We start from the raw sequence: 22320 nt of genomic DNA, 5'->3' as shown, positions 1-22320 counted from the left end.
GATTAGTCCCTCGCCTCGCGATCACGATCGCGGCGCGGACCGCGCGGGCGCTCGTTGCGCTCGCCGCGATCGCCACGCGGCGAATCGTCCTGCTTCTCCTGGCCTACCTGGCTGAAGTCGAAAATCTCACCCTTGTAGATCCAGGTCTTGATACCGATGATGCCGTAGGTGGTCTTGGCCTCGGCGAAACCGTAGTCGACATCGGCGCGCAGCGTATGCAGCGGCACGCGGCCTTCGCGGTACCACTCCGAACGCGCGATCTCGGCGCCGTTGAGGCGGCCGGCGACGTTGACCTTGATGCCCAGCGCGCCCAGGCGCATCGCGTTGCCGACCGCGCGCTTCATCGCGCGGCGGAACATGATGCGGCGCTCGAGCTGCTGCGCGATCGACTCGGCGACCAGCTGCGCGTCGAGCTCCGGCTTGCGCACCTCGGTGACGTTGATGTGCGCCGGCACGCCCATCATGTCGCTGACTTCCTTGCGCAGCTTCTCAATGTCCTCGCCGCGCTTGCCGATCACCACGCCCGGGCGGGCGGTGTGGATGGTGACGCGCGCGGTCTTGTTGGGACGCTCGATCAGGATCTTGCTGATCCCTGCCTGCGCCAGCTTCTTGCGCAGCATCTCGCGAACCTTGAGGTCGGCGACCAGGTAGTCGGCGTATTCCTTCTTGCCGGCATACCACTTGGAGTTCCAGTCCTTGGCGATGCCGAGGCGAATGCCGGTGGGATGAACTTTATGACCCATGGTTACTTGCCCTTTCCGGAGGATTCGCCCACCACCACGGTGATGTGGCTGGTGCGCTTGAGGATGCGCGTGCCGCGGCCCTTGGCGCGCGCCATGAAGCGCTTCAGCGTCGGGCCCTCGTCGACCATGATGGTGGTGACCGAAAGCTCGTCGACGTCGGCGCCACGGTTGTTCTCGGCGTTGGCGATCGCGGACTCGACCACCTTGCGGATCATGTGCGCGGCCTTCTTGTCCGAGAACTTCAACAGGTTGACGGCGCGCTCGGCCGACAGCCCGCGCACCTGATCGGCGACCAGGCGGGCCTTCTGCGGGGAGATGCGCGCGGTACGCAGGACCGCCTTGGCGCCATTTTCGTTGCTCATGGTCGTCATCTCCTTAACGCGACTTCTTGTCGCCGCTGTGACCCTTGAACGTACGGGTCAGGGCGAACTCGCCGAGCTTGTGGCCGACCATGTTCTCGTTGACCAGCACCGGGATGTGGTTCCTGCCGTTGTGCACGGCGATGGTATAGCCCACCATCTCCGGCAGGATCATCGAGCGGCGCGACCAGGTCTTGATCGGTCGCTTGCTGGTGCCCGCGGTCTCGATCTTCTTGATCAGATGATGATCGACGAACGGGCCTTTCTTCAGTGAACGTGCCATGGCCGATTAGCTCCTGCGATCGCGCACGATGAACTGCTGCGTGCGCTTGTTCTTGCGGGTCTTGTAACCCTTGGTCGGCACGCCCCAGGGCGTGACCGGATGCGGGTTACCCTGGCCGGCGCGGGCTTCGCCGCCACCGTGCGGATGGTCGACCGGGTTCATCGCCGCGCCGCGAACGGTCGGCTTGATGCCGCGCCAGCGCTTGGCGCCTGCCTTGCCCAGCTTCTCCAGGTTGTGCTCGACGTTGCCGACCTCGCCGATGGTCGCGCGGCACTCGGCCGGCACCCGGCGCATCTCGCCCGAGCGCAGGCGCAGCGTCGCGTAGCCCTGCTCGCGCGCGACCAGCTGCACCGAGGCGCCGGCGGCGCGCGCGATCTGCGCACCCTTGCCCGGCTTCATCTCGATGCAGTGCACCGTCGAGCCGACCGGGATGTTGCGCAGCGGCAGCGTGTTGCCGGTCTTGATCGGCGCGTCCGCGCCCGCGATCACCTGGTCGCCGGCCTTCAGGCCCTTCGGCGCGATGATGTAGCGGCGCTCGCCGTCGACGTAGCACAGCAGGGCGATATGGGCGGTGCGGTTGGGATCGTATTCGATCCGCTCCACCCGCGCCGGAATGCCTTCCTTGCCGCGCTTGAAGTCGATGATGCGGTAGTGCTGCTTGTGACCGCCGCCGATGTGGCGCGTGGTGATGCGGCCGTGGTGGTTGCGGCCACCGGTCTTGCCCTGCTTCTCGACCAACGCCGCGTGCGGGGCGCCCTTGTGGAGCTCGGGCGTCACCACGCGGACCGCGGAACGGCGGCCGGGGGAAGTGGGCTTGAATTTCATCAATGCCATGGGAATGGAATCCTCTTATTGAAGTCCTGACGGGTCAGAACTTCGTCAGACCTTGGCCGTCATCACGTCGATCGACTGGCCGTCGGCCAGCGTCACGTACGCCTTGCGCCAGTCGCCGCGACGGCCGCTGCGGAAACGGAAGGACTTGTTCTTGCCCTTCACGTTGACCACGTTGACCGCCTCGACCTTGACGTCGAAAAGCTTCTCCACCGCGGCCTTGATGTCGGCCTTGGTCGCGTCCTTGGCCACTTCGAACGCGTATTGGTTGGAGACTTCCTGCAGGCGCGCGGTCTTCTCGGACACGCGCGGGGCGCGGATCACTTCGTAGAGCTTGCTCGCGGCCATGTTGCTCGCGCCGGATTGGGTGCCGTTCATGCCAGCCACTCCTCGATCTTCTTCACCGCATCGGCGGTGATCAGCACGGTGTCGGCCGACACCAGCGCCACCGGGTCCAGGCCCTGCACGTCGCGGACCTGCACGTACGGCAGGTTGCGCGCGGACAGGTACAGGTGCTCGGAAGCCTCCTCGGTGACGATCAGCGGACGCTGGCCGACCTCGGATTCCTTGAGCTTGGCCACCAGGCCGCTTGTTTTGGTCACCTCGACGTCGAACGCATCGACGACCTTCAGGCGGCCCTGTCGGTTGAGCTCCGACAGGATCGCGGCCATCGCGGCGCGGTACATCTTGCGGTTGATCTTCTGCTCGAAGCTGCGCGGCTTGGCCGCGAAGGTCACGCCGCCGCCGACGAAGATCGGCGCGGTCAGCGCGCCGTGGCGGGCGCCACCGCCCTTCTGGCGCTTCGACTTCTTGGTGGTGCCGCTGACTTCCGAACGCGTCTTCTGCGCCTTGGTGCCGGCGCGACCCGCGTTGCGGTAGGCGACGACGACCTGATGGACCAGGTCACGGCTGAATTCGCGGTCGAACACGGCGTCGGAAACCGACAGCGTCTCCTTGCCGGCCTTCCCATTGCTTGCACTGATGGCGAGTTCCATCGTGGTCTCCTCTTATCCCTTGCTCGCGGGACGCACGATGACGTCACCGCCCGGCGCGCCCGGCACCGCGCCCCGGACCGCGATCAGGCCGCGCTCGGCGTCGACCCGGACCACTTCGAGGTTCTGCGTACTCTGGTTCACGGCGCCCATGTGGCCGGACATCTTCTTGCCCGGAAACACGCGGCCCGGCGTCTGCCGCTGGCCGATCGAGCCCGGCGAGCGATGCGACAGCGAGTTGCCGTGGGTGGCGTCGCCCATCTTGAAGTTCCAGCGCTTGATCGTGCCCTGGAAGCCCTTGCCCTTGGTCACGCCCTGGACGTCGACCTTCTGCCCGACGCTGAAGATGTCGGCCTTGATCTCGCCACCGACGTCGAAGCCGTCGATGCTGTCGTCCGCCACGCGGAACTCCCACAGGCCACGGCCCGGCTCCACCTTGGCCTTGGCCAGGTGTCCGGCCTGCGGCTTGTTCAGCAGCGCGGCGCGGCGGGTGCCGACGGTCACCTGGACGGCACTGTAGCCATCGCTGTCGGTGGTCTTCACCTGGGTGATGCGGTTCGGGGTCGCCTCGATCAGGGTCACCGGCACGGACTTGCCGTCCTCGGTGAACACCCGGCTCATGCCGGCCTTGCGGCCGACGATTCCCAACGAATACTTCTTCGCGGTCATGGTCTCGGCCTCAGGTCAGCTTGATCTGTACGTCGACGCCCGCCGCGAGCTCGAGCTTCATCAGCGCGTCCACGGTCTTGTCGTTGGGGTCGACGATGTCGAGCACGCGCTTGTGCGTGCGGGTCTCGTACTGGTCGCGCGCGTCCTTGTCGACGTGCGGCGACACCAGAATGGTGTAGCGCTCGATCTTGGTCGGCAGCGGGATCGGGCCGCGCACCTGCGCGCCGGTCCGCTTGGCCGTTTCGACGATCTCGCTGGCCGAACGGTCGATCAGGCGATGATCGAACGCTTTCAGCCGGATCCGGATCTTTTGGTCCGCCATGACGGAATTCCTTGGTTGAAAGAGCGACAGGTTTCGCGGCTGGGTGCGCAAAACCCCGTGGAATCAATGACTTTCCGGAACCTGAAACCGCCGGCACCGGGAGTATCCCTGCAAAAAACAAGGCAGGCCGATATGGCCCGCCCAGACGGAAAACTGCAAGCGCGACAAAATGCCCCTGCCGATAGTGTCCCGAAGCACTTCGGGACGGCGGGGGCGCTGCCGCGCGACATTTTCCCTGTCTGGCGAAAACGAGGTGCCTCCTGCGCCTCATTTCGCGGTTTCGCGAATCGTCCGAAGGCGATCCGCGAAGTGGTCGATCATTATAGGGAGTCGACCGGGGCGAATGCAACACCCCTGGTCGGCTTTCCGGGGGACCCGGGTTGCATCCGGCATCGGCAAGCTGATCCCGGCGAGTCATTGGCACCACCCGTGGCGACGGGCCATGCCTCGCCGCGGCGGGGAGGTCCGCCTGGCGCGGGATGACGATCTGACAAAGCCGTGCGCCATGGTGGGCGCACGGGTCAGATCGTCACTTCAGGATCTTGGCCACCACGCCGGCGCCGACGGTGCGGCCGCCCTCGCGGATCGCGAAGCGCAGGCCCTCGTCCATCGCCACCGGGTTGATCAGCTCCACCACCATCTTCACGTTGTCGCCCGGCATCACCATCTCCGTGCCCTCCGGCAGCGTCACCGCCCCGGTGATGTCCGTGGTCCGGAAGTAGAACTGCGGACGATAACCCTTGAAGAACGGCGTGTGGCGGCCGCCCTCGTCCTTCGACAGCACGTACACCTCCGCCTCGAACTGCGTGTGCGGGGTGATCGAGCCCGGCTTGGCCAGCACCTGGCCGCGCTCCACGTCGTCGCGCTTGGTGCCGCGCAGCAGCAGCCCGGCGTTGTCGCCCGCCTGCCCCTGGTCCAGCAGCTTGCGGAACATCTCCACGCCCGTCACCGTCGTCTTGGTGGTCGGACGGATGCCCACGATCTCGATCTCGTCGCCCACCTTCACGATCCCGCGCTCGATCCGCCCGGTCACCACCGTGCCGCGACCGGAAATGCTGAACACGTCCTCGACCGGCATCAGGAACGCCTTGTCGATGTCGCGCTCGGGCTGCGGAATGTAGCTGTCCAGCGCCTCCACCAGCTTCAGGATCGACGGCACGCCGATCTCCGACTCGTCGCCTTCCAGCGCCTTGAGCGCCGAACCGGTGATGATCGGGGTGTCGTCGCCCGGGAACTCGTACTTCTCCAGCAGCTCGCGCACCTCCATCTCCACCAGCTCCAGCAGCTCGGCGTCGTCCACCATGTCGGCCTTGTTCAGGTACACCACGATGTACGGCACGCCCACCTGCCGCGCCAGCAGAATGTGCTCGCGCGTCTGCGGCATCGGGCCGTCCGCCGCCGAGCACACCAGGATCGCGCCGTCCATCTGCGCCGCTCCGGTGATCATGTTCTTCACGTAGTCCGCGTGTCCCGGGCAGTCCACGTGCGCGTAGTGCCGGTTCGCGCTCTCGTACTCCACGTGCGCCGTCGAAATCGTGATCCCGCGCGCCTTCTCCTCCGGCGCCGCGTCGATCGCGTCGTAGGCCTTGAACTCGCCACCGAACCGTTCCGCGCCCACCTTCGTCAGCGCCGCCGTCAGCGTCGTCTTGCCGTGGTCCACGTGACCGATCGTGCCCACGTTCACGTGGGGCTTGGTGCGCTCGAACTTACCCTTGGCCATTGGTTTTAGCTCCGTGATTCGTAGTTTCGTGATTCGTAATTGGTGATTCGCTTAAAGCGGGATTCGTGCTCTGTCGAATCACGAATCCCGAATCACGAATCACGATTTCTTTGTGACCGTCTCGGCGATGTTGGCCGGCGCTTCCGCGTAGTGGTCGAACTCCATCGTGAAGGTGGCGCGACCCTGCGACATCGACCGCAACGAGGTGGCGTAGCCGAACATCTCGCCGAGCGGCAGCATGGCGTTGATCACCTTGCCCGACGGCGTGTCGTCCGAGCCCTGCAGGATGCCGCGACGGCGGCTGACGTCGCCCATCACGTCGCCCAGGTAGTCCTCGGGGGTGACGATCTCGACCTTCATGATCGGCTCCAGCAGCACCGGGCTGGCGCGGTGGAAGCCTTCCTTGAAGCCCATCGAGCCGGCGATCTTGAACGCCATTTCCGACGAGTCGACCTCGTGGTACGAGCCGTCGACCAGCTTCACCTTGACGTCGACGATCGGATACCCGGCCATCAGCCCGTTGGCGATCGCTTCCTGGATGCCCTTGTCGACCGCCGGGATGTATTCCTTCGGCACCACGCCGCCGACGATCGCGTTCTCGAACACATAGCCTTCGCCGCGCTCCTGCGGCTCGATCTCGAGCCAGACATGACCGAACTGGCCCTTGCCGCCCGACTGCCGCACGAACTTGCCTTCGGCCTTGACCGCCTTGCGGATGGTCTCGCGGTAGGCGACCTGCGGCTTGCCGACGTTCGCCTCGACGTTGAACTCGCGCTTCATGCGGTCGACCAGGATCTCCAGATGCAGCTCGCCCATGCCGGAGATGATCGTCTGTCCGGACTCCTCGTCGGTACGCACGCGGAACGACGGATCCTCCTGCGCCAGGCGGCCCAGCGCCAGGCCCATCTTCTCCTGGTCGGACTTGGTCTTCGGCTCGACCGCCATCGAGATGACGGGCTCCGGGAAGATCATCCGCTCCAGGGTGATGATGTTGTCCTGGGTGCACAGGGTGTCGCCGGTGGTGACGTCCTTCAGGCCGACCGCGGCGGCGATGTCGCCGGCGCGCACTTCCTTGATCTCCTCGCGGTTGTTGGAGTGCATCTGCAGGATGCGGCCCACGCGCTCCTTCTTCGACTTGACCGGGTTGTAGACCTGGTCGCCGGAGTTGAGCACGCCCGAGTAGACGCGGAAGAACGTCAGCGAACCGACGAACGGATCGGTCATGATCTTGAACGCCAGCGCCGCGAACGGCTCGCTGTCGGAGGCCTTGCGCGACGCCTCGTTCTCCGAGTCGTCGACGCCCTGCACCGGCGGACGATCCGCCGGCGACGGCAGCAGCTGCACGACGCCGTCGAGCATCGCCTGCACGCCCTTGTTCTTGAACGCGCTGCCGCAGAACACCGGGATCACCTCGGTCTTCAGCGTGCGCTCGCGCAGGCCGGCGACGATCTCGTCCTCGCTCAGCTCCTCGCCGCCGAGATACTTGTCCATCAGCACCTCGTTGGCCTCGGCCGCAGCCTCGACCATGAAGTTGCGCGCCTCGGCGGCCTTGTCGGCCAGCTCGGCGGGAACCTCGCGGTACTCGAAGATCGTGCCCTGCGAGGCCGGATCCCAGTGGATGTACTTCATCTTGATCAGGTCGATCACGCCCTCGAAGCCGTCCTCGGCGCCGACCGGCGTCTGCATCGGCACCGGATAGGCGCCCAGGCGGGTCTTGAGCTGCTCGACGACCTTGTCGAAGTTGGCGCCGGTGCGGTCCATCTTGTTGACGAACGCGAGCCGAGGCACCGAATACTTGTTGGCCTGGCGCCACACCGTCTCGGACTGCGGCTGCACGCCGCCGACCGCGCACAGCACGAACACCGCGCCGTCGAGCACGCGCAGCGAACGCTCGACCTCGATGGTGAAGTCGACGTGGCCGGGGGTGTCGATGATGTTGAGGCGGTACTCGGGCAGCGACTGGTCCATCCCCTTCCAGAACGCCGTCGTGGCGGCGGAAGTGATGGTGATGCCGCGCTCCTGCTCCTGTTCCATCCAGTCCATCACCGCGGCGCCGTCATGGACTTCGCCGATCTTGTGGCTGACACCGGTGTAGAACAGGATGCGTTCGGACGTGGTGGTCTTGCCGGCATCGATGTGGGCCATGATGCCGAAATTGCGATAGCGTTCGATGGGAGTGGTGCGAGCCACGGTCGTCTCTCGTTTCTGGGCCCGGCAATGCCGGGCCGGAATGGCCAGACGCCGCCAGGACGGCGGCTTCCGGATTCGCGGTCGCGGCCCGGACGGGCCGGGTCGCAGGCGGCGTCCCGCGGCATGCGTGGCGGACGCCTGGATGGGCACCCCTCAGGGTGCGCCGGGGATCACCAGCGGTAGTGCGCGAACGCCTTGTTCGCTTCCGCCATGCGGTGGGTTTCCTCGCGCTTCTTGATCGCGCCGCCGCGGCTTTCGGCGGCATCGATCAGCTCGCCCGCCAGCTTGCGCGGCATGGTGTTCTCGCCGCGCTTGCGCGCAGACTCGATCAGCCAGCGCATCGCCAGCGCACTGCGGCGCGACGCACGCACTTCGACCGGCACCTGATAGGTGGCGCCGCCGACGCGGCGCGACTTCACCTCGACCGAGGGCGACACGTTGCCGAGCGCCTTCTCGACCAGCTCGAGGGCGTCGCCGTTCTTCTCGCCGATGACGTCCATGGCGCCATAGACGATCTTCTCGGCGACGGACTTCTTGCCGCTCTTCATGACCATGTTGATGAAACGCGCGATCGTCTCGCTGCCGTGCTTGGGGTCGGGCAGGACGTTGCGCTGCGGAGCAGAACCTTTACGGGACATGATGCAGACCTTGTTCTATCAATCTTCGATTCGGCGACTGCCGAGGTCGGTGCTCCGACCCGCGACTCGTCGGCGCGGTCGGTCGGAACGGATGGCGATGCCTCAACCCTTCGGGCGCTTGGCACCGTACTTCGAACGGGCCTGCCTGCGCTTGGCGACACCGGCGGCGTCGAGCGAGCCGCGGACGGTGTGGTAGCGCACGCCCGGCAGATCCTTGACGCGGCCGCCGCGGATCAACACCACCGAGTGCTCCTGCAGGTTGTGGCCTTCGCCGCCGATGTACGAGATGACCTCGTAACCGTTGGTCAGGCGCACCTTGGCGACCTTGCGAAGGGCCGAGTTCGGCTTCTTCGGCGTCGTGGTGTAGACGCGCGTGCATACGCCGCGCCGCTGCGGGCAGTTCGCCAGCGCGGGCGAGGTGCTCTTGTAGGTTTCCGGGCTGCGCGGCTTCCGCACCAGCTGGTTGATCGTTGCCATCGTGTGTGGGTTCTGTCGTTGGGGCCGGAGCCCATGCGTGAAAAACGAAGACAGGCCAGGTGAACCCGGCCCGCCGAGACGGAAAAGTATAGCCGGCGCAGACGCCGAGCGTCAACGCAAGACCAACCCATGCGCCCGGAGTCCGCCGCAAGGCGCCACCGGGTGACGTTTCCGCGTCATCCCGCCCATCCTGGGCCGAATACGAGGCGCGTCCATGGCGCCTCATTTCGTGATCTGGGACGGCCCTGAGACCGTCGCTGGCGTGCAGTTATAGGGTCATCGGCAGGGTTTCACAAGCCCCGGCGGCGGCCGTCCGCCGCCGGTGTCGGGAAATCCGCGGCCGTGGCTCACTCGTCCGCGCCCGCCTCCGGGCCGGAGTCGCCGCCGGCGCCCTCGGCGACCGCCGAGGTTTCCTCGGCGGCACCGCCCGAGAGGGCCTCCATCTCCGACTCGGTCAGCCCGGAAGCATCGCGACGGCGCTGGGCGTGGTAGGCCAGACCGGTGCCCGCCGGGATCAGGCGGCCGACGATGACGTTCTCCTTCAGGCCGCGCAGGCCGTCGCGGGTGCCGCGCACGGCCGCCTCGGTCAGCACGCGGGTGGTCTCCTGGAAGGAGGCCGCGGAGATGAACGACTCGGTCGCCAGCGAGGCCTTGGTGATGCCCAGCAGTACCGGGTCGAACCTCGCCGGCAGCTCGTTCTTGGACTCGGCGCGGGCGTTGGCCTCGATCACGCGCTGACGCTCGACCTGCTCGCCATGCAGGAACCGGCTGTCGCCGGAATCGGTGATCTCGACCTTGCGCAGCATCTGGCGAATGATCACCTCGATGTGCTTGTCGTTGATCTTCACGCCCTGCAGGCGGTAGACGTCCTGGATCTCCTTGACCAGGTAGGCGGCCAGCTCCTCGATGCCCTTCAGGCGCAGGATGTCCTGCGGGCTCGGCTCGCCGTCGACCACGGTCTCGCCCTTCTCGACGTGCTCGCCCTCGAACACGATGATCTGGCGGTACTTCGGAATCAGCTCCTCGTGCTCGTCGCCATCCGGTCCCTTGATGATCAGGCGCTGCTTGCCCTTGGTGTCCTTGCCGAAGCTAACCACACCGGACTTCTCGGCCAGGATCGCCGGATCCTTCGGCTTGCGGGCCTCGAACAGGTCGGCCACGCGCGGCAGGCCACCGGTGATGTCGCGGGTCTTGGACGCTTCCTGCGGGATCTTGGCGACGACGTCGCCGACGCCGACCGCATCGCCGTCCTGCAGGTTGACGATCGAGCGCGGCGGCAGCAGGTACTGCGCCGGCAGGTCGGTGCCCGGGATGGTGAGGTCGTTGCCCTTCTTGTCGACGATGCGCACCAGCGGGCGCAGGTCCTTGCCCTGCGAACCGCGACGCTTGGGATCGGTGATCTCGCGCGAGGCCAGGCCGGTCAGCTCGTCGGTCTTCTCGATCACGGTGACGCCGTCGATGAAGTCGACGAAGCGGATCGAACCGGCGACTTCCGACACGATCGGGTGGTTATGCGGATCCCAGCTGGCGACCGTCTGCCCGGCCTTGACCGCGGCGCCGTCCTTGATGTTGACCATCGCGCCGTAGGGCAGCTTGTAGCGCTCCCGCTCGCGGCCGTGGCCGTCGAGCACGGACAGCTCGCCCGAACGCGACACCGCGACCAGGCCGCCGCTGGCGTGGTTGACCGACTTCAGGTTGTTGAACTTGACCGAGCCGGTGGTCTTGACGGTAACGTTGTCGATCGCCGCAGCACGCGAGGCCGCACCACCGATGTGGAACGTACGCATGGTCAGCTGCGTGCCGGGCTCGCCGATCGACTGCGCGGCGACCACGCCGACCGCCTCGCCGTGGTTGACCAGGTGACCGCGGCCGAGGTCGCGGCCGTAGCACATGGCGCAGACGCCGAACGACGAGGTGCAGGTGATCGTCGAGCGCACCTGGATCGTCTGCACGCCGGCGTCCTCGAGCTTCTGCACCCAGGCCTCGTCGAGCAGGGTGTTGCGGGTAACGATCGGATCCTCGTCGTCGCCCGGCAGGTAGACGTCCTCGGCCACGATGCGGCCGAGCACGCGATCGCGCAGCGGCTCGACCACGTCGCCGCCTTCCACGATCGGGGTCATGGTCAGGCCGGTGGTGGTGCCGCAGTCGTCCTCGGTGATCACCACGTCCTGCGCCACGTCGACCAGGCGACGGGTCAGGTAACCGGAGTTCGCCGTCTTCAGCGCCGTGTCCGCGAGCCCCTTTCGGGCACCGTGGGTGGAGATGAAGTACTGCAGGACGTTGAGGCCCTCGCGGAAGTTCGCGGTGATCGGGGTCTCGATGATCGAGCCGTCCGGCTTGGCCATCAGGCCGCGCATGCCGGCCAGCTGGCGGATCTGCGCCTGCGAACCACGGGCGCCGGAGTCGGCCATGATGTAGATCGAGTTCATCGATTTCTGCGTGACCTTCTCGCCCTTGGCGTTGGTCACGGTCTCGGTGCCGATCGCGTCCATCATCGCCTTGGCGACGCGCTCGTTGGTGCGCGACCAGATGTCGACCACCTTGTTGTAGCGCTCGCCCGCGGTGACCAGGCCCGACTGGTACTGCTGCTGGATCTCCAGCACCTCGGTCTCGGCCTCGGCCAGGATGCCCTTCTTCTCGTCCGGGATGGTCATGTCGTCGATGCCGATCGACACGCCCGCCCGCGTGGCGTACGCGAAGCCGGTGTACATCAGCTTGTCGGCGAACACCACCGTGTCCTTCAGGCCCAGCTGGCGATAGCAGGAGTTGATCAACCGGCTGATGTTCTTCTTGGTCAGCTCGGTGTTGGCCAACGCGAACGGCAGGCCGTCGGGCAGGATCTCGGCCAGCAGCGCGCGGCCGACCGTGGTGTCCACGACCGAGGTGCGGCGCTCCTTGTTGCCCTCTTCGTCGATCACCGTCTCGGTGATGCGCACCTTGACCTTGGCGTGCAGCTCGACCACACGGTGGTCGTAGGCGCGCTTGACCTCGGCCACGTTGGCGAAGGCCATGCCCTCGCCGCTCTTGCCCTCGAGCGCGCGGGTCATGTAGTACAGGCCGAGCACGACGTCCTGGGACGGCACGATGATCGGCTCGCCGTTGGCGGGCGAGAGGATGTTATTGGTCGACATCATCAGCGCGCGCGCTTCCAGCTGGGCCTCCAGGCTCAACGGCACGTGCACGGCCATCTGGTCGCCGTCGAAGTCGGCGTTGAACGCGGTGCAGACCAGCGGGTGCAGCTGGATCGCCTTGCCCTCGATCAGCACCGGCTCGAACGCCTGGATGCCCAAGCGGTGCAGGGTCGGCGCGCGGTTGAGCAGCACCGGATGCTCGCGGATCACCTCTTCCAGGATGTCCCAGACCTCGGCTTCCTCGCGCTCGACCAGCTTCTTGGCGGCCTTGATCGTGGTCGCCAGGCCGCGACGCTGCAGCTTGGAGAAGATGAACGGCTTGAACAGTTCCAGCGCCATCTTCTTCGGCAGGCCGCACTCGTGCAGGCGCAGGGTCGGGCCGACCACGATGACCGAACGGCCCGAGTAGTCGACGCGCTTGCCGAGCAGGTTCTGACGGAACCGGCCCTGCTTGCCCTTGATCATGTCGGCCAGCGACTTCAGCGGGCGCTTGTTGGTGCCGGTGATGGCGCGGCCGCGGCGGCCGTTGTCCATCAACGCATCCACCGACTCCTGCAGCATGCGCTTCTCGTTGCGCACGATGATGTCCGGCGCGTTGAGCTCGAGCAGGCGCCGCAGGCGGTTGTTGCGGTTGATGACCCGGCGGTACAGGTCATTGAGGTCGGAGGTCGCGAAGCGGCCGCCGTCCAGCGGCACCAGCGGACGCAGGTCCGGCGGCAGCACCGGCAACACCGTCATGATCATCCACTCGGGACGGTTGCCCGACTCGACGAAGGCCTCGACCAGCTTGATGCGCTTGGTCAGGCGCTTGAGCTTGGTCTCCGAACCGGTGGCGGCGATGTCCTCCTTGAGCTGGACCATCTCGGCCTGCAGGTCGATCGTGCGCAGCAGGTCGTAGACGGCCTCGGCGCCCATCGCGGCGTCGAAGTCGTCGCCGTGCTCCTGGCGCATCTGCATGAACTGCTCTTCGTTGAGCAGCTGGCCGCGCTCGAGCGGGGTCAGGCCCGGCTCGGTGACGACGAACGCCTCGAAATAGAGGATGCGCTCGATGTCGCGCAGGGTCATGTCCAGCATCAGGCCGATGCGCGAGGGCAGCGACTTCAGGAACCAGATGTGCGCGACCGGCGAGGCCAGGTCGATGTGGCCCATGCGCTCGCGGCGTACCTTGGCCAGGGTGACCTCGGTGCCGCACTTCTCGCACACCACGCCACGGTGCTTCATGCGCTTGTACTTGCCGCACAGGCACTCGTAGTCCTTGACCGGTCCGAAGATCGCGGCGCAGAACAGCCCGTCGCGCTCCGGCTTGAAGGTGCGGTAGTTGATGGTCTCCGGCTTCTTGACTTCGCCGTAGGACCAGGAACGGATCATGTCCGGCGAAGCCAGCGCGATCTTGATCGCGTCGAAATCGAGCGTCGGACGCTGCTGGTTGAAGAGGTTGAGCAAGTCTTTCATTGATTTGTCTCCGGTGGAGCGTGATTCGTGATTGGTGATTGGCGATCAGTCAATGCGGATTCGCGGTCTTCGGATTCGATGCTTCATGTTTTGTCGAATCACGAATCGCGAATTCCCAATCACGGCTCTCAGTGTTCTTCCAGCTCCATGTTGATGGCCAGCGAGCGGATCTCCTTGACCAGCACGTTGAACGACTCCGGCATGCCGGCGACCATCTCGTGTTCGCCATCGACGATGTTCTTGTACATCTGGTTGCGGCCCTGCACGTCGTCGGACTTCACCGTCAGCATTTCCTGCAGGGTGTAGGCCGCGCCGTAGGCTTCCAGCGCCCAGACTTCCATTTCGCCGAAACGCTGGCCGCCGAACTGCGCCTTGCCGCCCAGCGGCTGCTGGGTGACGAGCGAGTACGGACCGGTCGAGCGCGCGTGCATCTTGTCGTCGACCAGGTGATTCAGCTTCAGCATGTGCATGTAGCCGACCGTGGTGTGACGGTCGAACGCCTCGCCGGTCCGGCCGTCGTACAGCTGGGTCTGGCCGTTGGTCGGCAGATCGGCGAGCGTTAGCATGGCCTTGATCTCGGACTCGGCCGCGCCGTCGAACACCGGCGTTGCCATCGGTACGCCGTCGGTGAGGTTCTTCGCCAGCGCCAACAGCTCGGCATCGCTGAACTGCTTGAGGTCGACGCGTTCGCCGATCAGCTTGCTGTCGTGGTTGTAGACCTCGTCGAGGAACTTGCGCAGATCGGCGACCTTGGCCTGCGCCTCGAGCATGCGCTGGATCTTCTGGCCCAGGCCCTTGGCGGCCCAGCCCAGGTGGGTTTCCAGGATCTGCCCGATGTTCATGCGGCTCGGCACGCCCAACGGATTGAGTACGATGTCGACCGAGGTGCCGTCGGCCATGTACGGCATGTCCTCGACCGGCACGATGTTGGAGATCACGCCCTTGTTGCCATGGCGGCCGGCCATCTTGTCGCCCGGCTGGATGCGGCGCTTCACCGCCAGGAACACCTTGACCATCTTCAGCACGCCCGGGGCGAGGTCGTCGCCCTGGGTGATCTTGCCGCGCTTGTCCTCGAAGCGCAGGTCGAACTCCTTGCGGTGCGCCTCGATCTGCTTCTGCGCGCGCTCGACCGCCTCGACCGCCTCGGCGTCCTTCATGCGGATCGCGAACCAGTCGGACTTCTTCAATCCGTCGAGGAAGGCGTCGGTGATGGCGTCGCCCTTCTTCAGGCCGACGCCGCCGTTGGCGACCTTGCCGACGATCTGCGAGCGCAGGCGGGCGTAGATCGCACCCTCCAGGATCCGGAACTGGTCGTCGAAGTCCTTCTTGACGCGCTTGACCTCGTTCTCCTCGATCTGGCGCGCGCGCTTGTCCTTCTCGATGCCGTCGCGGGTGAAGACCTGCACGTCGATGACGGTGCCGTCCATGCCCGGCGGCACGCGCAGCGAGCTGTCCTTCACGTCGGACGCCTTCTCGCCGAAGATCGCGCGCAGCAGCTTCTCCTCCGGAGTGAGCTGCGACTCGCCCTTCGGCGTGACCTTGCCGACCAGGATGTCGCCGGCGCGGACCTCGGCGCCGATGTACACCACGCCCGACTCGTCGAGGCGGTTGAGCGCCTGCTCGGACACGTTCGGGATGTCGGCGGAGATCTCCTCCGGCCCCAGCTTGGTATCGCGGGCGACCGCGGTCAGCTCCTCGATGTGGATCGTGGTGTAGCGGTCCTCCTCGACCACCCGCTCGGAGAGCAGGATCGAATCCTCGAAGTTGTAGCCGTTCCAGGGCATGAACGCGACCAGCATGTTCTGGCCCAGGGCCAGCTCGCCGATGTCGGTCGAGGGGCCGTCGGCCAGCACGTCGCCGCGCGCGATCACGTCGCCCACGTTCACCAGCGGGCGCTGGTTGATGCAGGTGTTCTGGTTGGAGCGCGTGTACTTGATCAGCGAGTAGATGTCGACGCCGGCATCGTGCTCGCCGGAGATCTCCTCCTCGTTGACCTTGACCACGATGCGGCCGGCGTCGATCTGCTCGATCGCACCGCCGCGGCGGGCATTCACGGTCACGCCCGAGTCGCGCGCCACGGCGCGCTCGATGCCGGTCCCGACCAGCGGCTTCTGCGCACGCAGCGTCGGCACCGCCTGGCGCTGCATGTTGGCGCCCATCAGCGCGCGGTTGGCATCGTCGTGCTCCAGGAACGGCACCAACGCCGCGGCGACCGACACGGTCTGCATCGGCGAGACATCCATGAAGTCGACCTCCGACGGCGGCTTGAGCAGCGACTCGCCCTGGTAGCGGCAGTCGACGAACTGCGCGTCGAGGTTGCCCTTGTCGTCCTGCGGCGCGTTGGCCTGGGCGATGACGTACTCGTTCTCCTCGATCGCCGAGAGGAACTCGATCTCGTCGGTCACCTTGCCGCCCACCACCTTGCGGTACGGCGTCTCGAGGAAGCCATAGCGGTTGGTGCGGGCGAACACCGCCAGCGAGTTGATCAGGCCGATGTTCGGACCTTCCGGGGTCTCGATGGTGCAGACGCGGCCGTAATGGGTCGGGTGCACGTCGCGCACCTCGAAGCCGGCGCGCTCGCGGGTCAGGCCACCCGGGCCGAGCGCGGAGACGCGGCGCTTGTGGGTGACCTCGGACAGCGGGTTGTTCTGGTCCATGAACTGCGACAGCTGCGACGAACCGAAGAACTCCTTCACCGCCGCCGCGACCGGCTTGGCGTTGATCAGCTCCTGCGGGGTCAGCGCGTCGGCCTCTGCCATGGTCAGGCGTTCGCGCACGGCGCGCTCGACGCGCACCAGGCCCACGCGGAACACGTTCTCGGCCATCTCGCCGACCGAACGCACGCGGCGGTTGCCGAGGTGGTCGATGTCGTCGACGGTGCCGCGGCCGTTGCGGATCTCGGTCAGCACCTTGATCACGTCGAGGATGTCGGAGGTGTCGCCGAACTGCTCGCGCAGCTTCGCCGAATCCTCGTCCTTGCGCTCGGCGTAGTAATGCGAGTCGTAGAGCACCGAGGCGCCCTCGGTCTCCTTACGGCCGAGGCGGCGGTTGAACTTCATCCGGCCCACGCCCGACAGGTCGTAGCGCTCGAAGGTGAAGAACAGGTTGTGGAACAGGTTCTGCGCGGCATCCTTGGTCGGCGGCTCGCCGGGACGCATCATGCGGTAGATCTCGACCAGCGCCTCGAGCTGGGTCTTGGTCGGATCGATGCGCAGGGTATTGGAGATGTACGGGCCGCGATCGAGATCGTTGACCCAGATGGTGCCGACCGCCTCGACGCCGGCCTTGCGGAACGAGGCGAGCTGTTCCTCGCTGATCTCGTCGTTGGCGGTGGCCAGCAGCTCGCCGGTCTCCGGATCGACCACGTCATGCGAGAGGATGCGGCCCAACAGGTACTCGTCCGGCACCGCCAGCGCGGCGATCCCGGACTGCTCCAGCTGCCTGGTGTGGCGCGCGGTGATGCGCTTGCCGGCCTCGACGATGACCTGGTCGCCGTCGGCGAGGTCGAAATCGAGGGTCTCGCCGCGCAGGCGCTCGGGCACCAGCTCGAGCTGCACGCCCTGCTCGGGATCGATGTGGAAGGTGTTGATCTCGAAGAACTCGTTCAGCATCTCCTCGTTGGAGTAGCCGAGCGCACGCAGCAGGATCGACACCGGCAGCTTGCGGCGGCGGTCGATGCGGGTGAACAGCGCGTCCTTCGGGTCGAACTCAAAGTCGAGCCACGAACCGCGGTAAGGGATGATGCGCGCCGAGTACAGCAGCTTGCCCGAGCTGTGGGTCTTGCCGCGGTCGTGGTCGAAGAACACGCCCGGGGAGCGGTGCAGCTGCGAGACGATGACGCGCTCGGTGCCGTTGACGATGAAGGTGCCGTTGCCGGTCATGAGCGGGATCTCGCCCATGTAGACCTCCTGCTCCTTCACGTACTTGATCGCCTTGCTGGACGACTCGCGGTCGTAGATCACCAGGCGCACGGTCACGCGCAGCGGCGCGCCGTAGGACAGGCCGCGGTTACGGCACTCGCGCTCGTCGAACACCGGATCGCCCAGCTTGTAGCCGACGTACTCCAGCGCCGCGTAACCGTTGTAGCTGACGATCGGGAACACCGATTTCAGCGCGGCGTGCAGGCCGCGGTCCTGGCGCTTGGCCGGATCGACGTCCGCCTGCAGGAAGTCGCGATACGAGTCGACCTGGATCGCAAGCAGGAACGGCACCTCGAGGATGGTCCGGCGCTTGCCGAAGTCCTTGCGGATACGCTTCTTTTCGGTGAACGAATAACCGGATTGCTGCGGGGATGTCGTCATGAGGAATGACCGCCTTTGGCATCTGCGAGCCGCGCGTCCGCGGCTCTGGGGGAATCAATATCTGATCGGGAAAATCGCCAGTGGGAAGTCGCTGGTATTGCCGGCACCAGCACGCCTTCTCCCGCTACTTCCGACTGTCGACTCTATGGAGCCGGGATTGGAGATTCGGGATTCGGGATTGGCAAAAACGGAGCTTTCCGTTTTACCAATCCCGAATCCCTACTCCCTAATCCCGGCCTTTCAACAACGGCCAAAGGCCGGGGGCTTTCGCCCCCAGCCCCGGCTGGTCGCCTGATGGATCTGGCGACGCAACTAACGCTTACTTCAGCTCGGCGGTGGCGCCGGCGGCCTCGAGGTCCTTCTTGAACTTCTCGGCCTCGTCCTTCGACACGCCTTCCTTCACTTCCTTCGGCGCGCTCTCGACCAGGTCCTTGGCTTCCTTCAGGCCCAGGCCGGTGATCGCGCGGACCACCTTGATGACCTCGACCTTCTTCTCGCCGGTGGCCTTCAGGAGCACGGTGAACTCGGTCTGCTCCTCGGCCGGAGCGGCGGCGGCGGCGGCCGGCCCGGCGGCGACGGCCACCGGAGCGGCGGCGGACACGCCGAACTTCTCTTCCATCGCCTTGACCAGCTCCATCACCTCGACGAGGGTCTTGCTGCTGATCGCTTCGATGATTTCTTCATTCGAAAGGGACATCGTGATTACCTCTGTTAACTAATTTTGGAAACGGCTGATTGATTTGGAACTCGGATACCGAACTGGTTGTTTGCCGGGGGACTCGGGATTGGTGATTCGGGATTCGTAAAGCCGAAGCTGCTGCCTTTGCTTTTGCGAATCCCCAATCCCGAATCTCGAATCCCAAAGCCGCCGTCAGGCGGCTTTCTGCTGGCCGACCGCGTTGGTGACGCGGGCGACCTGCGAGGCCGGCTCGGCCAGAACGCGCACCAGCATGGTGGCGGGCTGGACCATGACGCTGAGCAGCATCGACAACGCCTGATCGCGGGTCGGCAGCGACGCCAGGACATCCACATGGGAGCCCGGGTACATCTGCCCGCCCAACGACACGAGGCGCGGCTTCAGCTTGTCGTTCGCCTTGGCGAACTCCTGGATCAGACGTCCGGCGGCACCGGGGTCTTCCTGCGAGAAGGCGTACAGCAGGGGGCCGACCAGCGCGTCCTTGACGACGGCATAATCGGTGTCCTCCACCGCGCGCGAGACCAGCGTGTTCTTGGCTACTTTCAAGAACACGCCTTCCTGACGCGCCTTCCTGCGCAGGCCGGTCAACTGCTCGACCGTCAGACCCGCATACTCGGCGGCGACCAGCGAGTGCGCCTTGCCGGCGACCTCGGCCAGTTCGGCAACGACTTCCTTCTTCTGGTTCAGATTAAGAGCCATTGCACTCCTCCTGACTACTCATTCCGCCCGTCGGGTTCCTCGTCGGGGCGGTCCTGGGGCCGCATCGGTCCTTCGATGCGGGGAACGCCGAAGCGCTCTCGGTTGGCAGCCGTTTCCAGAATCCACTGGAGGGTCGGCGACCATCTACGCAGGCCCTTTCCCGCTCGCGCGGTCCGGGATTAAGCGGTCGACGCATGCAACGACGGCGATTCCCTGCCAATTCGAGCCTCCGTGCCCGTCGTCGTTGCCACGCAGACCGCGCCTGCGGTCTTTGACGGCGCCGCGCTGGGCCGAAACCCGTTGCGATGCCCTCAAAAATCTAGGAACGAGTGGAGAGAAACGAGAAACGAGAGAGCAGCGGCCCATTCTCGGGCGCCGTGGCTTTTCCTCTCGTTACTCGTTCCTCGTTTCTCGTTCCTGGCTTCATCATTTCAGCGCCAGCGACGACTGGTCGACGGCGACGCCGGGGCCCATGGTCGAGCTGATGGAAACCTTCTGCAGGTAGGTGCCCTTGGCGGTCGCCGGCTTGGCCTTGACCAGGTCCGCCAGCAGCGCCTGCAGGTTCTCCTGCAGCTTGCCGTCCTCGAAGTCGGCCTTGCCGATGGTGCAATGGATGATGCCGGCCTTGTCGGTGCGGTAGCGGACCTGGCCGCCCTTGGCGTTCTTCACTGCCTCGCCCGGGTTCGGGGAGACCGTGCCCACCTTCGGGTTCGGCATCAGGCCGCGCGGACCGAGCAGCGTGCCGAGCTTGCCGACCACGCGCATCGCGTCCGGCGTGGCGATGACCACGTCGTAGCTCAGGTCGCCGCCCTGCATCTTTTCGGCCAGGTCGTCCATGCCCACGACATCGGCGCCCGCGGCCAGGGCCTCTTCGGCCTTGGCGCCGGCCGGTGCGAACACCGCCACGCGCACGGTCTTGCCGGTGCCGGCGGGCAGCACGGTCGAGCCGCGCACCTGCTGGTCCGACTTCTTGGCATCGACGCCGAGGCGCACGGCCACGTCGACCGCCTCGTTGAACTTCGCCTTGCTGTGGTCCTTGATGATCTTCAGCGCTTCCCCGATCGGATAGGCCTTGCCCGGCTCGACCGCGGCCATGCTCGCTTTCTGTCGCTTCGTCTGCTTCGCCATGTCGTCAGCCCTCCACCGTCAAGCCCATGCTGCGGGCCGAGCCCGCGATCGTGCGCACCGCCGCTTCCAGATCGGCCGCGGTCAGGTCCGGCTCCTTCGTCTTGGCGATCTCTTCGAGCTGCTTGCGCGTCACCTTGCCCACCTTCTCGGTGTTGGGACGCTTCGAGCCCGACTGGATGCCGACCGCCTTCTTCAGCAGGATCGACGCCGGCGGCGTCTTGGTGATGAAGGTGAAGGTACGATCCGAGTAGGCCGTGATCACGGTCGGAATCGGCAGGCCCGGCTCCAGCTTCTGCGTGGCGGCGTTGAACGCCTTGCAGAACTCCATGATGTTGAGGCCGCGCTGGCCCAGCGCAGGGCCGACCGGCGGGCTCGGATTGGCCTGCCCGGCCTTGACCTGCAGTTTGATGTAACCGACGACTTTCTTTGCCATTGTTGCTTCTCCTCGGGTTCGAACGCCTCGGAGCCGTTGCTGGCTCGTATAGCTCCCCGTCGCTTCGTAATGGGAATCGGGAATCGGGAATGGAGAATCGTGAAAGCCGAAAGCTCTATCGATTCCCTATTCCCGATTCCCCATTCCCGGCTACTCAGGCCTTCTCCACCTGGCCGAACTCCAGCTCGACCGGCGTGGAACGCCCAAAAATCAGCACCGCCACACGCAGGCGGCTCTTTTCGTAGTTGACTTCCTCGACCACGCCGTTGAAGTCGTTGAACGGGCCGTCGTTGACGCGGACCATCTGCCCCGGCTCGAACAGCACCTTCGGGCGCGGCTTTTCGACGCCTTCCTGCACGCGCTGCAGGATCGCGTCGGCCTCGCTGTCGCTGATCGGCAGCGGGCGGTCGGCGGTGCCGCCGATGAAGCCCATCACCTTCGGCGTTTCCTTGATCAGGTGCCAGCTCTCGCTGTCGATCCGCGGAATGCCGCTTTCCTCGTGGGTGGCGATCTGCACCAGCACGTAGCCGGGGAAGAACTTGCGCTCGGAACGGCGCTTCTGGCCGGCGCGCATTTCCACCACTTCCTCGGTCGGCACCAGCACGTCGCCGAAGCGGTCCTGCATCCCGGCACGCACGATGCGGTCGCGCAGCGCCTGCGCCACCGACTTCTCGAAGCCGGAGTAGGCATGCACCACGTACCAGCGCTTGTCGACTTCTTGTGTTTCCATCAAACCCGAATCTCCGTCATTGGCCCAGGAACAGGCGCAGCAGCCATTGGATCACGGTGTCGAAGCCGGCAAGGATCAGCGCGATGATGATCACCGCGATGATCACGACCCACGTCATCCGCACCGCTTCCTGCCGCGTCGGCCAGACCACCTTGCGCAGTTCGAAGCGCGTCTCGGACAGGAACTCGCGGGTCTGCACGCCCTTGCCGCTGGTCAGGAACACCACCGCGCCGGCGATCACGCCCGCCGCCACCGCCAGCACCCGCGCCGGCGCCGGCCACTGGCCGTCGAACCAGTAGAAGGCGAACACACCGGCGACCACCAGCAACAGCGCGAGCGCGTACTTGACGATGTCGCCGCTGGACGTGCCCCGGGATTGCTCTACTCTGCTGTTCATGCGTTTCAGTGCGTACCTTTCGGCTGCTTCCGACGGGTGGCACGCCAGGAGGGACTCGAACCCCCAACCTGCGGTTTTGGAGACCGCTGCTCTGCCAATTGAGCTACTGGCGTATCGTTTGCTTCGAC

General features: G+C 65.8%; 20 protein-coding genes and 1 tRNA gene. All 21 read right to left on the bottom strand.

The annotated features are described in order from the left end of the window. Positions 1 to 2: 2 nt before the first annotated feature. The 21 genes from rpsC to AB5T46_RS02160 all read right to left on the bottom strand — a co-directional run bounded on the left by rpsC (position 3) and on the right by AB5T46_RS02160 (position 22305). Entirely contained in the window at positions 3 to 743 is a 741-nt protein-coding gene (gene rpsC / locus AB5T46_RS02260) for a 30S ribosomal protein S3 (protein WP_370562197.1), read from the bottom strand. 2 nt (positions 744 to 745) lie between these two features. Next, positions 746 to 1105 carry a 50S ribosomal protein L22 gene (gene rplV, locus AB5T46_RS02255; protein ID WP_370562196.1) on the bottom strand — a complete coding sequence of 120 codons (360 nt, stop codon included), beginning with the start codon at positions 1103 to 1105 and terminating at the stop codon, positions 746 to 748. 13 nt (positions 1106 to 1118) lie between these two features. After that, entirely contained in the window at positions 1119 to 1385 is a 267-nt protein-coding gene (gene rpsS / locus AB5T46_RS02250) for a 30S ribosomal protein S19 (RefSeq protein WP_149195995.1), read from the bottom strand. Between the two features lie 6 nt (positions 1386 to 1391). Continuing rightward, positions 1392 to 2219 carry a 50S ribosomal protein L2 gene (gene rplB, locus AB5T46_RS02245; protein WP_149195994.1) on the bottom strand — a complete coding sequence of 276 codons (828 nt, stop codon included), beginning with the start codon at positions 2217 to 2219 and terminating at the stop codon, positions 1392 to 1394. 45 nt (positions 2220 to 2264) lie between these two features. Next, positions 2265 to 2564, bottom strand: a complete 300-nt coding sequence (gene rplW, locus AB5T46_RS02240) for a 50S ribosomal protein L23 (RefSeq protein ID WP_370562433.1) — start codon at positions 2562 to 2564, stop codon at positions 2265 to 2267. Positions 2565 to 2590: 26 nt separating this feature from the next. Beyond that, a complete protein-coding gene (gene rplD / locus AB5T46_RS02235) occupies positions 2591 to 3211 on the bottom strand; it encodes a 50S ribosomal protein L4 (RefSeq protein WP_370562194.1) in 621 nt (206 codons plus the stop codon). 12 nt (positions 3212 to 3223) lie between these two features. Next, positions 3224 to 3877 carry a 50S ribosomal protein L3 gene (gene rplC, locus AB5T46_RS02230; RefSeq protein ID WP_370562193.1) on the bottom strand — a complete coding sequence of 218 codons (654 nt, stop codon included), beginning with the start codon at positions 3875 to 3877 and terminating at the stop codon, positions 3224 to 3226. 10 nt (positions 3878 to 3887) lie between these two features. Then, positions 3888 to 4199: a 30S ribosomal protein S10 gene (gene rpsJ / locus AB5T46_RS02225; RefSeq protein ID WP_010341589.1), complete on the bottom strand. Its 312-nt coding sequence runs from the start codon at positions 4197 to 4199 to the stop codon at positions 3888 to 3890. A 529-nt stretch (positions 4200 to 4728) separates the two neighbouring features. Further along, entirely contained in the window at positions 4729 to 5919 is a 1191-nt protein-coding gene (gene tuf / locus AB5T46_RS02220; protein ID WP_370562177.1) for an elongation factor Tu, read from the bottom strand. Positions 5920 to 6018: 99 nt separating this feature from the next. Beyond that, complete coding sequence (gene fusA, locus AB5T46_RS02215; RefSeq protein ID WP_370562192.1) at positions 6019 to 8109, bottom strand: elongation factor G; 2091 nt, start codon at positions 8107 to 8109, stop codon at positions 6019 to 6021. A gap of 170 nt (positions 8110 to 8279) precedes the next feature. Continuing rightward, positions 8280 to 8747, bottom strand: coding sequence for a 30S ribosomal protein S7 (gene rpsG / locus AB5T46_RS02210; RefSeq protein WP_370562191.1), 468 nt, complete (start codon positions 8745 to 8747; stop codon positions 8280 to 8282). 102 nt (positions 8748 to 8849) lie between these two features. Beyond that, positions 8850 to 9224, bottom strand: a complete 375-nt coding sequence (gene rpsL / locus AB5T46_RS02205; RefSeq protein ID WP_370562190.1) for a 30S ribosomal protein S12 — start codon at positions 9222 to 9224, stop codon at positions 8850 to 8852. A 347-nt stretch (positions 9225 to 9571) separates the two neighbouring features. Next, entirely contained in the window at positions 9572 to 13807 is a 4236-nt protein-coding gene (gene rpoC, locus AB5T46_RS02200) for a DNA-directed RNA polymerase subunit beta' (protein WP_370562188.1), read from the bottom strand. Positions 13808 to 13935: 128 nt separating this feature from the next. Continuing rightward, the gene (rpoB, locus tag AB5T46_RS02195) at positions 13936 to 18108 is read right to left on the bottom strand and encodes a DNA-directed RNA polymerase subunit beta (RefSeq protein ID WP_370562187.1); all 4173 of its coding nucleotides are present in this window, start codon (positions 18106 to 18108) and stop codon (positions 13936 to 13938) included. A gap of 319 nt (positions 18109 to 18427) precedes the next feature. Beyond that, a complete protein-coding gene (rplL, locus tag AB5T46_RS02190) occupies positions 18428 to 18805 on the bottom strand; it encodes a 50S ribosomal protein L7/L12 (RefSeq protein WP_370562185.1) in 378 nt (125 codons plus the stop codon). 174 nt (positions 18806 to 18979) lie between these two features. Continuing rightward, positions 18980 to 19504, bottom strand: coding sequence for a 50S ribosomal protein L10 (rplJ, locus tag AB5T46_RS02185; protein ID WP_370562183.1), 525 nt, complete (start codon positions 19502 to 19504; stop codon positions 18980 to 18982). 426 nt (positions 19505 to 19930) lie between these two features. Continuing rightward, positions 19931 to 20632 (bottom strand): 50S ribosomal protein L1, encoded by a 702-nt coding sequence (gene rplA, locus AB5T46_RS02180; RefSeq protein WP_370562181.1) that lies wholly within the window; start codon positions 20630 to 20632, stop codon positions 19931 to 19933. A gap of 4 nt (positions 20633 to 20636) precedes the next feature. Then, complete coding sequence (gene rplK, locus AB5T46_RS02175; protein ID WP_149196634.1) at positions 20637 to 21065, bottom strand: 50S ribosomal protein L11; 429 nt, start codon at positions 21063 to 21065, stop codon at positions 20637 to 20639. Between the two features lie 154 nt (positions 21066 to 21219). Then, positions 21220 to 21795, bottom strand: coding sequence for a transcription termination/antitermination protein NusG (gene nusG, locus AB5T46_RS02170; protein WP_370562180.1), 576 nt, complete (start codon positions 21793 to 21795; stop codon positions 21220 to 21222). Positions 21796 to 21811: 16 nt separating this feature from the next. Then, positions 21812 to 22192 carry a preprotein translocase subunit SecE gene (secE, locus tag AB5T46_RS02165; RefSeq protein WP_370562178.1) on the bottom strand — a complete coding sequence of 127 codons (381 nt, stop codon included), beginning with the start codon at positions 22190 to 22192 and terminating at the stop codon, positions 21812 to 21814. A gap of 37 nt (positions 22193 to 22229) precedes the next feature. Beyond that, positions 22230 to 22305, bottom strand: a tRNA-Trp gene (locus AB5T46_RS02160). Between the last annotated feature and the right edge of the window lie 15 nt (positions 22306 to 22320).

Source organism: Luteimonas salinilitoris (assembly GCF_041300785.1).
Lineage (GTDB): Bacteria > Pseudomonadota > Gammaproteobacteria > Xanthomonadales > Xanthomonadaceae > Luteimonas > Luteimonas salinilitoris.
Note: the sequence above shows the minus strand (reverse complement) of the source record. Positions and strands in the feature narration are given on the sequence as shown.

What these genes read in the sequence shown, in the direction of transcription:
- rpsC (WP_370562197.1), bottom strand. Translation starts at nt 743, where the DNA reads ATGGGTCATAAAGTTCATCCCACCGGCATTCGCCTCGGCATCGCCAAG.
- rplV (WP_370562196.1), bottom strand. Translation starts at nt 1,105, where the DNA reads ATGAGCAACGAAAATGGCGCCAAGGCGGTCCTGCGTACCGCGCGCATC.
- rpsS (WP_149195995.1), bottom strand. Translation starts at nt 1,385, where the DNA reads ATGGCACGTTCACTGAAGAAAGGCCCGTTCGTCGATCATCATCTGATC.
- rplB (WP_149195994.1), bottom strand. Translation starts at nt 2,219, where the DNA reads ATGGCATTGATGAAATTCAAGCCCACTTCCCCCGGCCGCCGTTCCGCG.
- rplW (WP_370562433.1), bottom strand. Translation starts at nt 2,564, where the DNA reads ATGGCCGCGAGCAAGCTCTACGAAGTGATCCGCGCCCCGCGCGTGTCC.
- rplD (WP_370562194.1), bottom strand. Translation starts at nt 3,211, where the DNA reads ATGGAACTCGCCATCAGTGCAAGCAATGGGAAGGCCGGCAAGGAGACG.
- rplC (WP_370562193.1), bottom strand. Translation starts at nt 3,877, where the DNA reads ATGACCGCGAAGAAGTATTCGTTGGGAATCGTCGGCCGCAAGGCCGGC.
- rpsJ (WP_010341589.1), bottom strand. Translation starts at nt 4,199, where the DNA reads ATGGCGGACCAAAAGATCCGGATCCGGCTGAAAGCGTTCGATCATCGC.
- tuf (WP_370562177.1), bottom strand. Translation starts at nt 5,919, where the DNA reads ATGGCCAAGGGTAAGTTCGAGCGCACCAAGCCCCACGTGAACGTGGGC.
- rpsG (WP_370562191.1), bottom strand. Translation starts at nt 8,747, where the DNA reads ATGTCCCGTAAAGGTTCTGCTCCGCAGCGCAACGTCCTGCCCGACCCC.
- rpsL (WP_370562190.1), bottom strand. Translation starts at nt 9,224, where the DNA reads ATGGCAACGATCAACCAGCTGGTGCGGAAGCCGCGCAGCCCGGAAACC.
- rpoC (WP_370562188.1), bottom strand. Translation starts at nt 13,807, where the DNA reads ATGAAAGACTTGCTCAACCTCTTCAACCAGCAGCGTCCGACGCTCGAT.
- rpoB (WP_370562187.1), bottom strand. Translation starts at nt 18,108, where the DNA reads ATGACGACATCCCCGCAGCAATCCGGTTATTCGTTCACCGAAAAGAAG.
- rplL (WP_370562185.1), bottom strand. Translation starts at nt 18,805, where the DNA reads ATGTCCCTTTCGAATGAAGAAATCATCGAAGCGATCAGCAGCAAGACC.
- rplJ (WP_370562183.1), bottom strand. Translation starts at nt 19,504, where the DNA reads ATGGCTCTTAATCTGAACCAGAAGAAGGAAGTCGTTGCCGAACTGGCC.
- rplA (WP_370562181.1), bottom strand. Translation starts at nt 20,632, where the DNA reads ATGGCGAAGCAGACGAAGCGACAGAAAGCGAGCATGGCCGCGGTCGAG.
- rplK (WP_149196634.1), bottom strand. Translation starts at nt 21,065, where the DNA reads ATGGCAAAGAAAGTCGTCGGTTACATCAAACTGCAGGTCAAGGCCGGG.
- nusG (WP_370562180.1), bottom strand. Translation starts at nt 21,795, where the DNA reads ATGGAAACACAAGAAGTCGACAAGCGCTGGTACGTGGTGCATGCCTAC.
- secE (WP_370562178.1), bottom strand. Translation starts at nt 22,192, where the DNA reads ATGAACAGCAGAGTAGAGCAATCCCGGGGCACGTCCAGCGGCGACATC.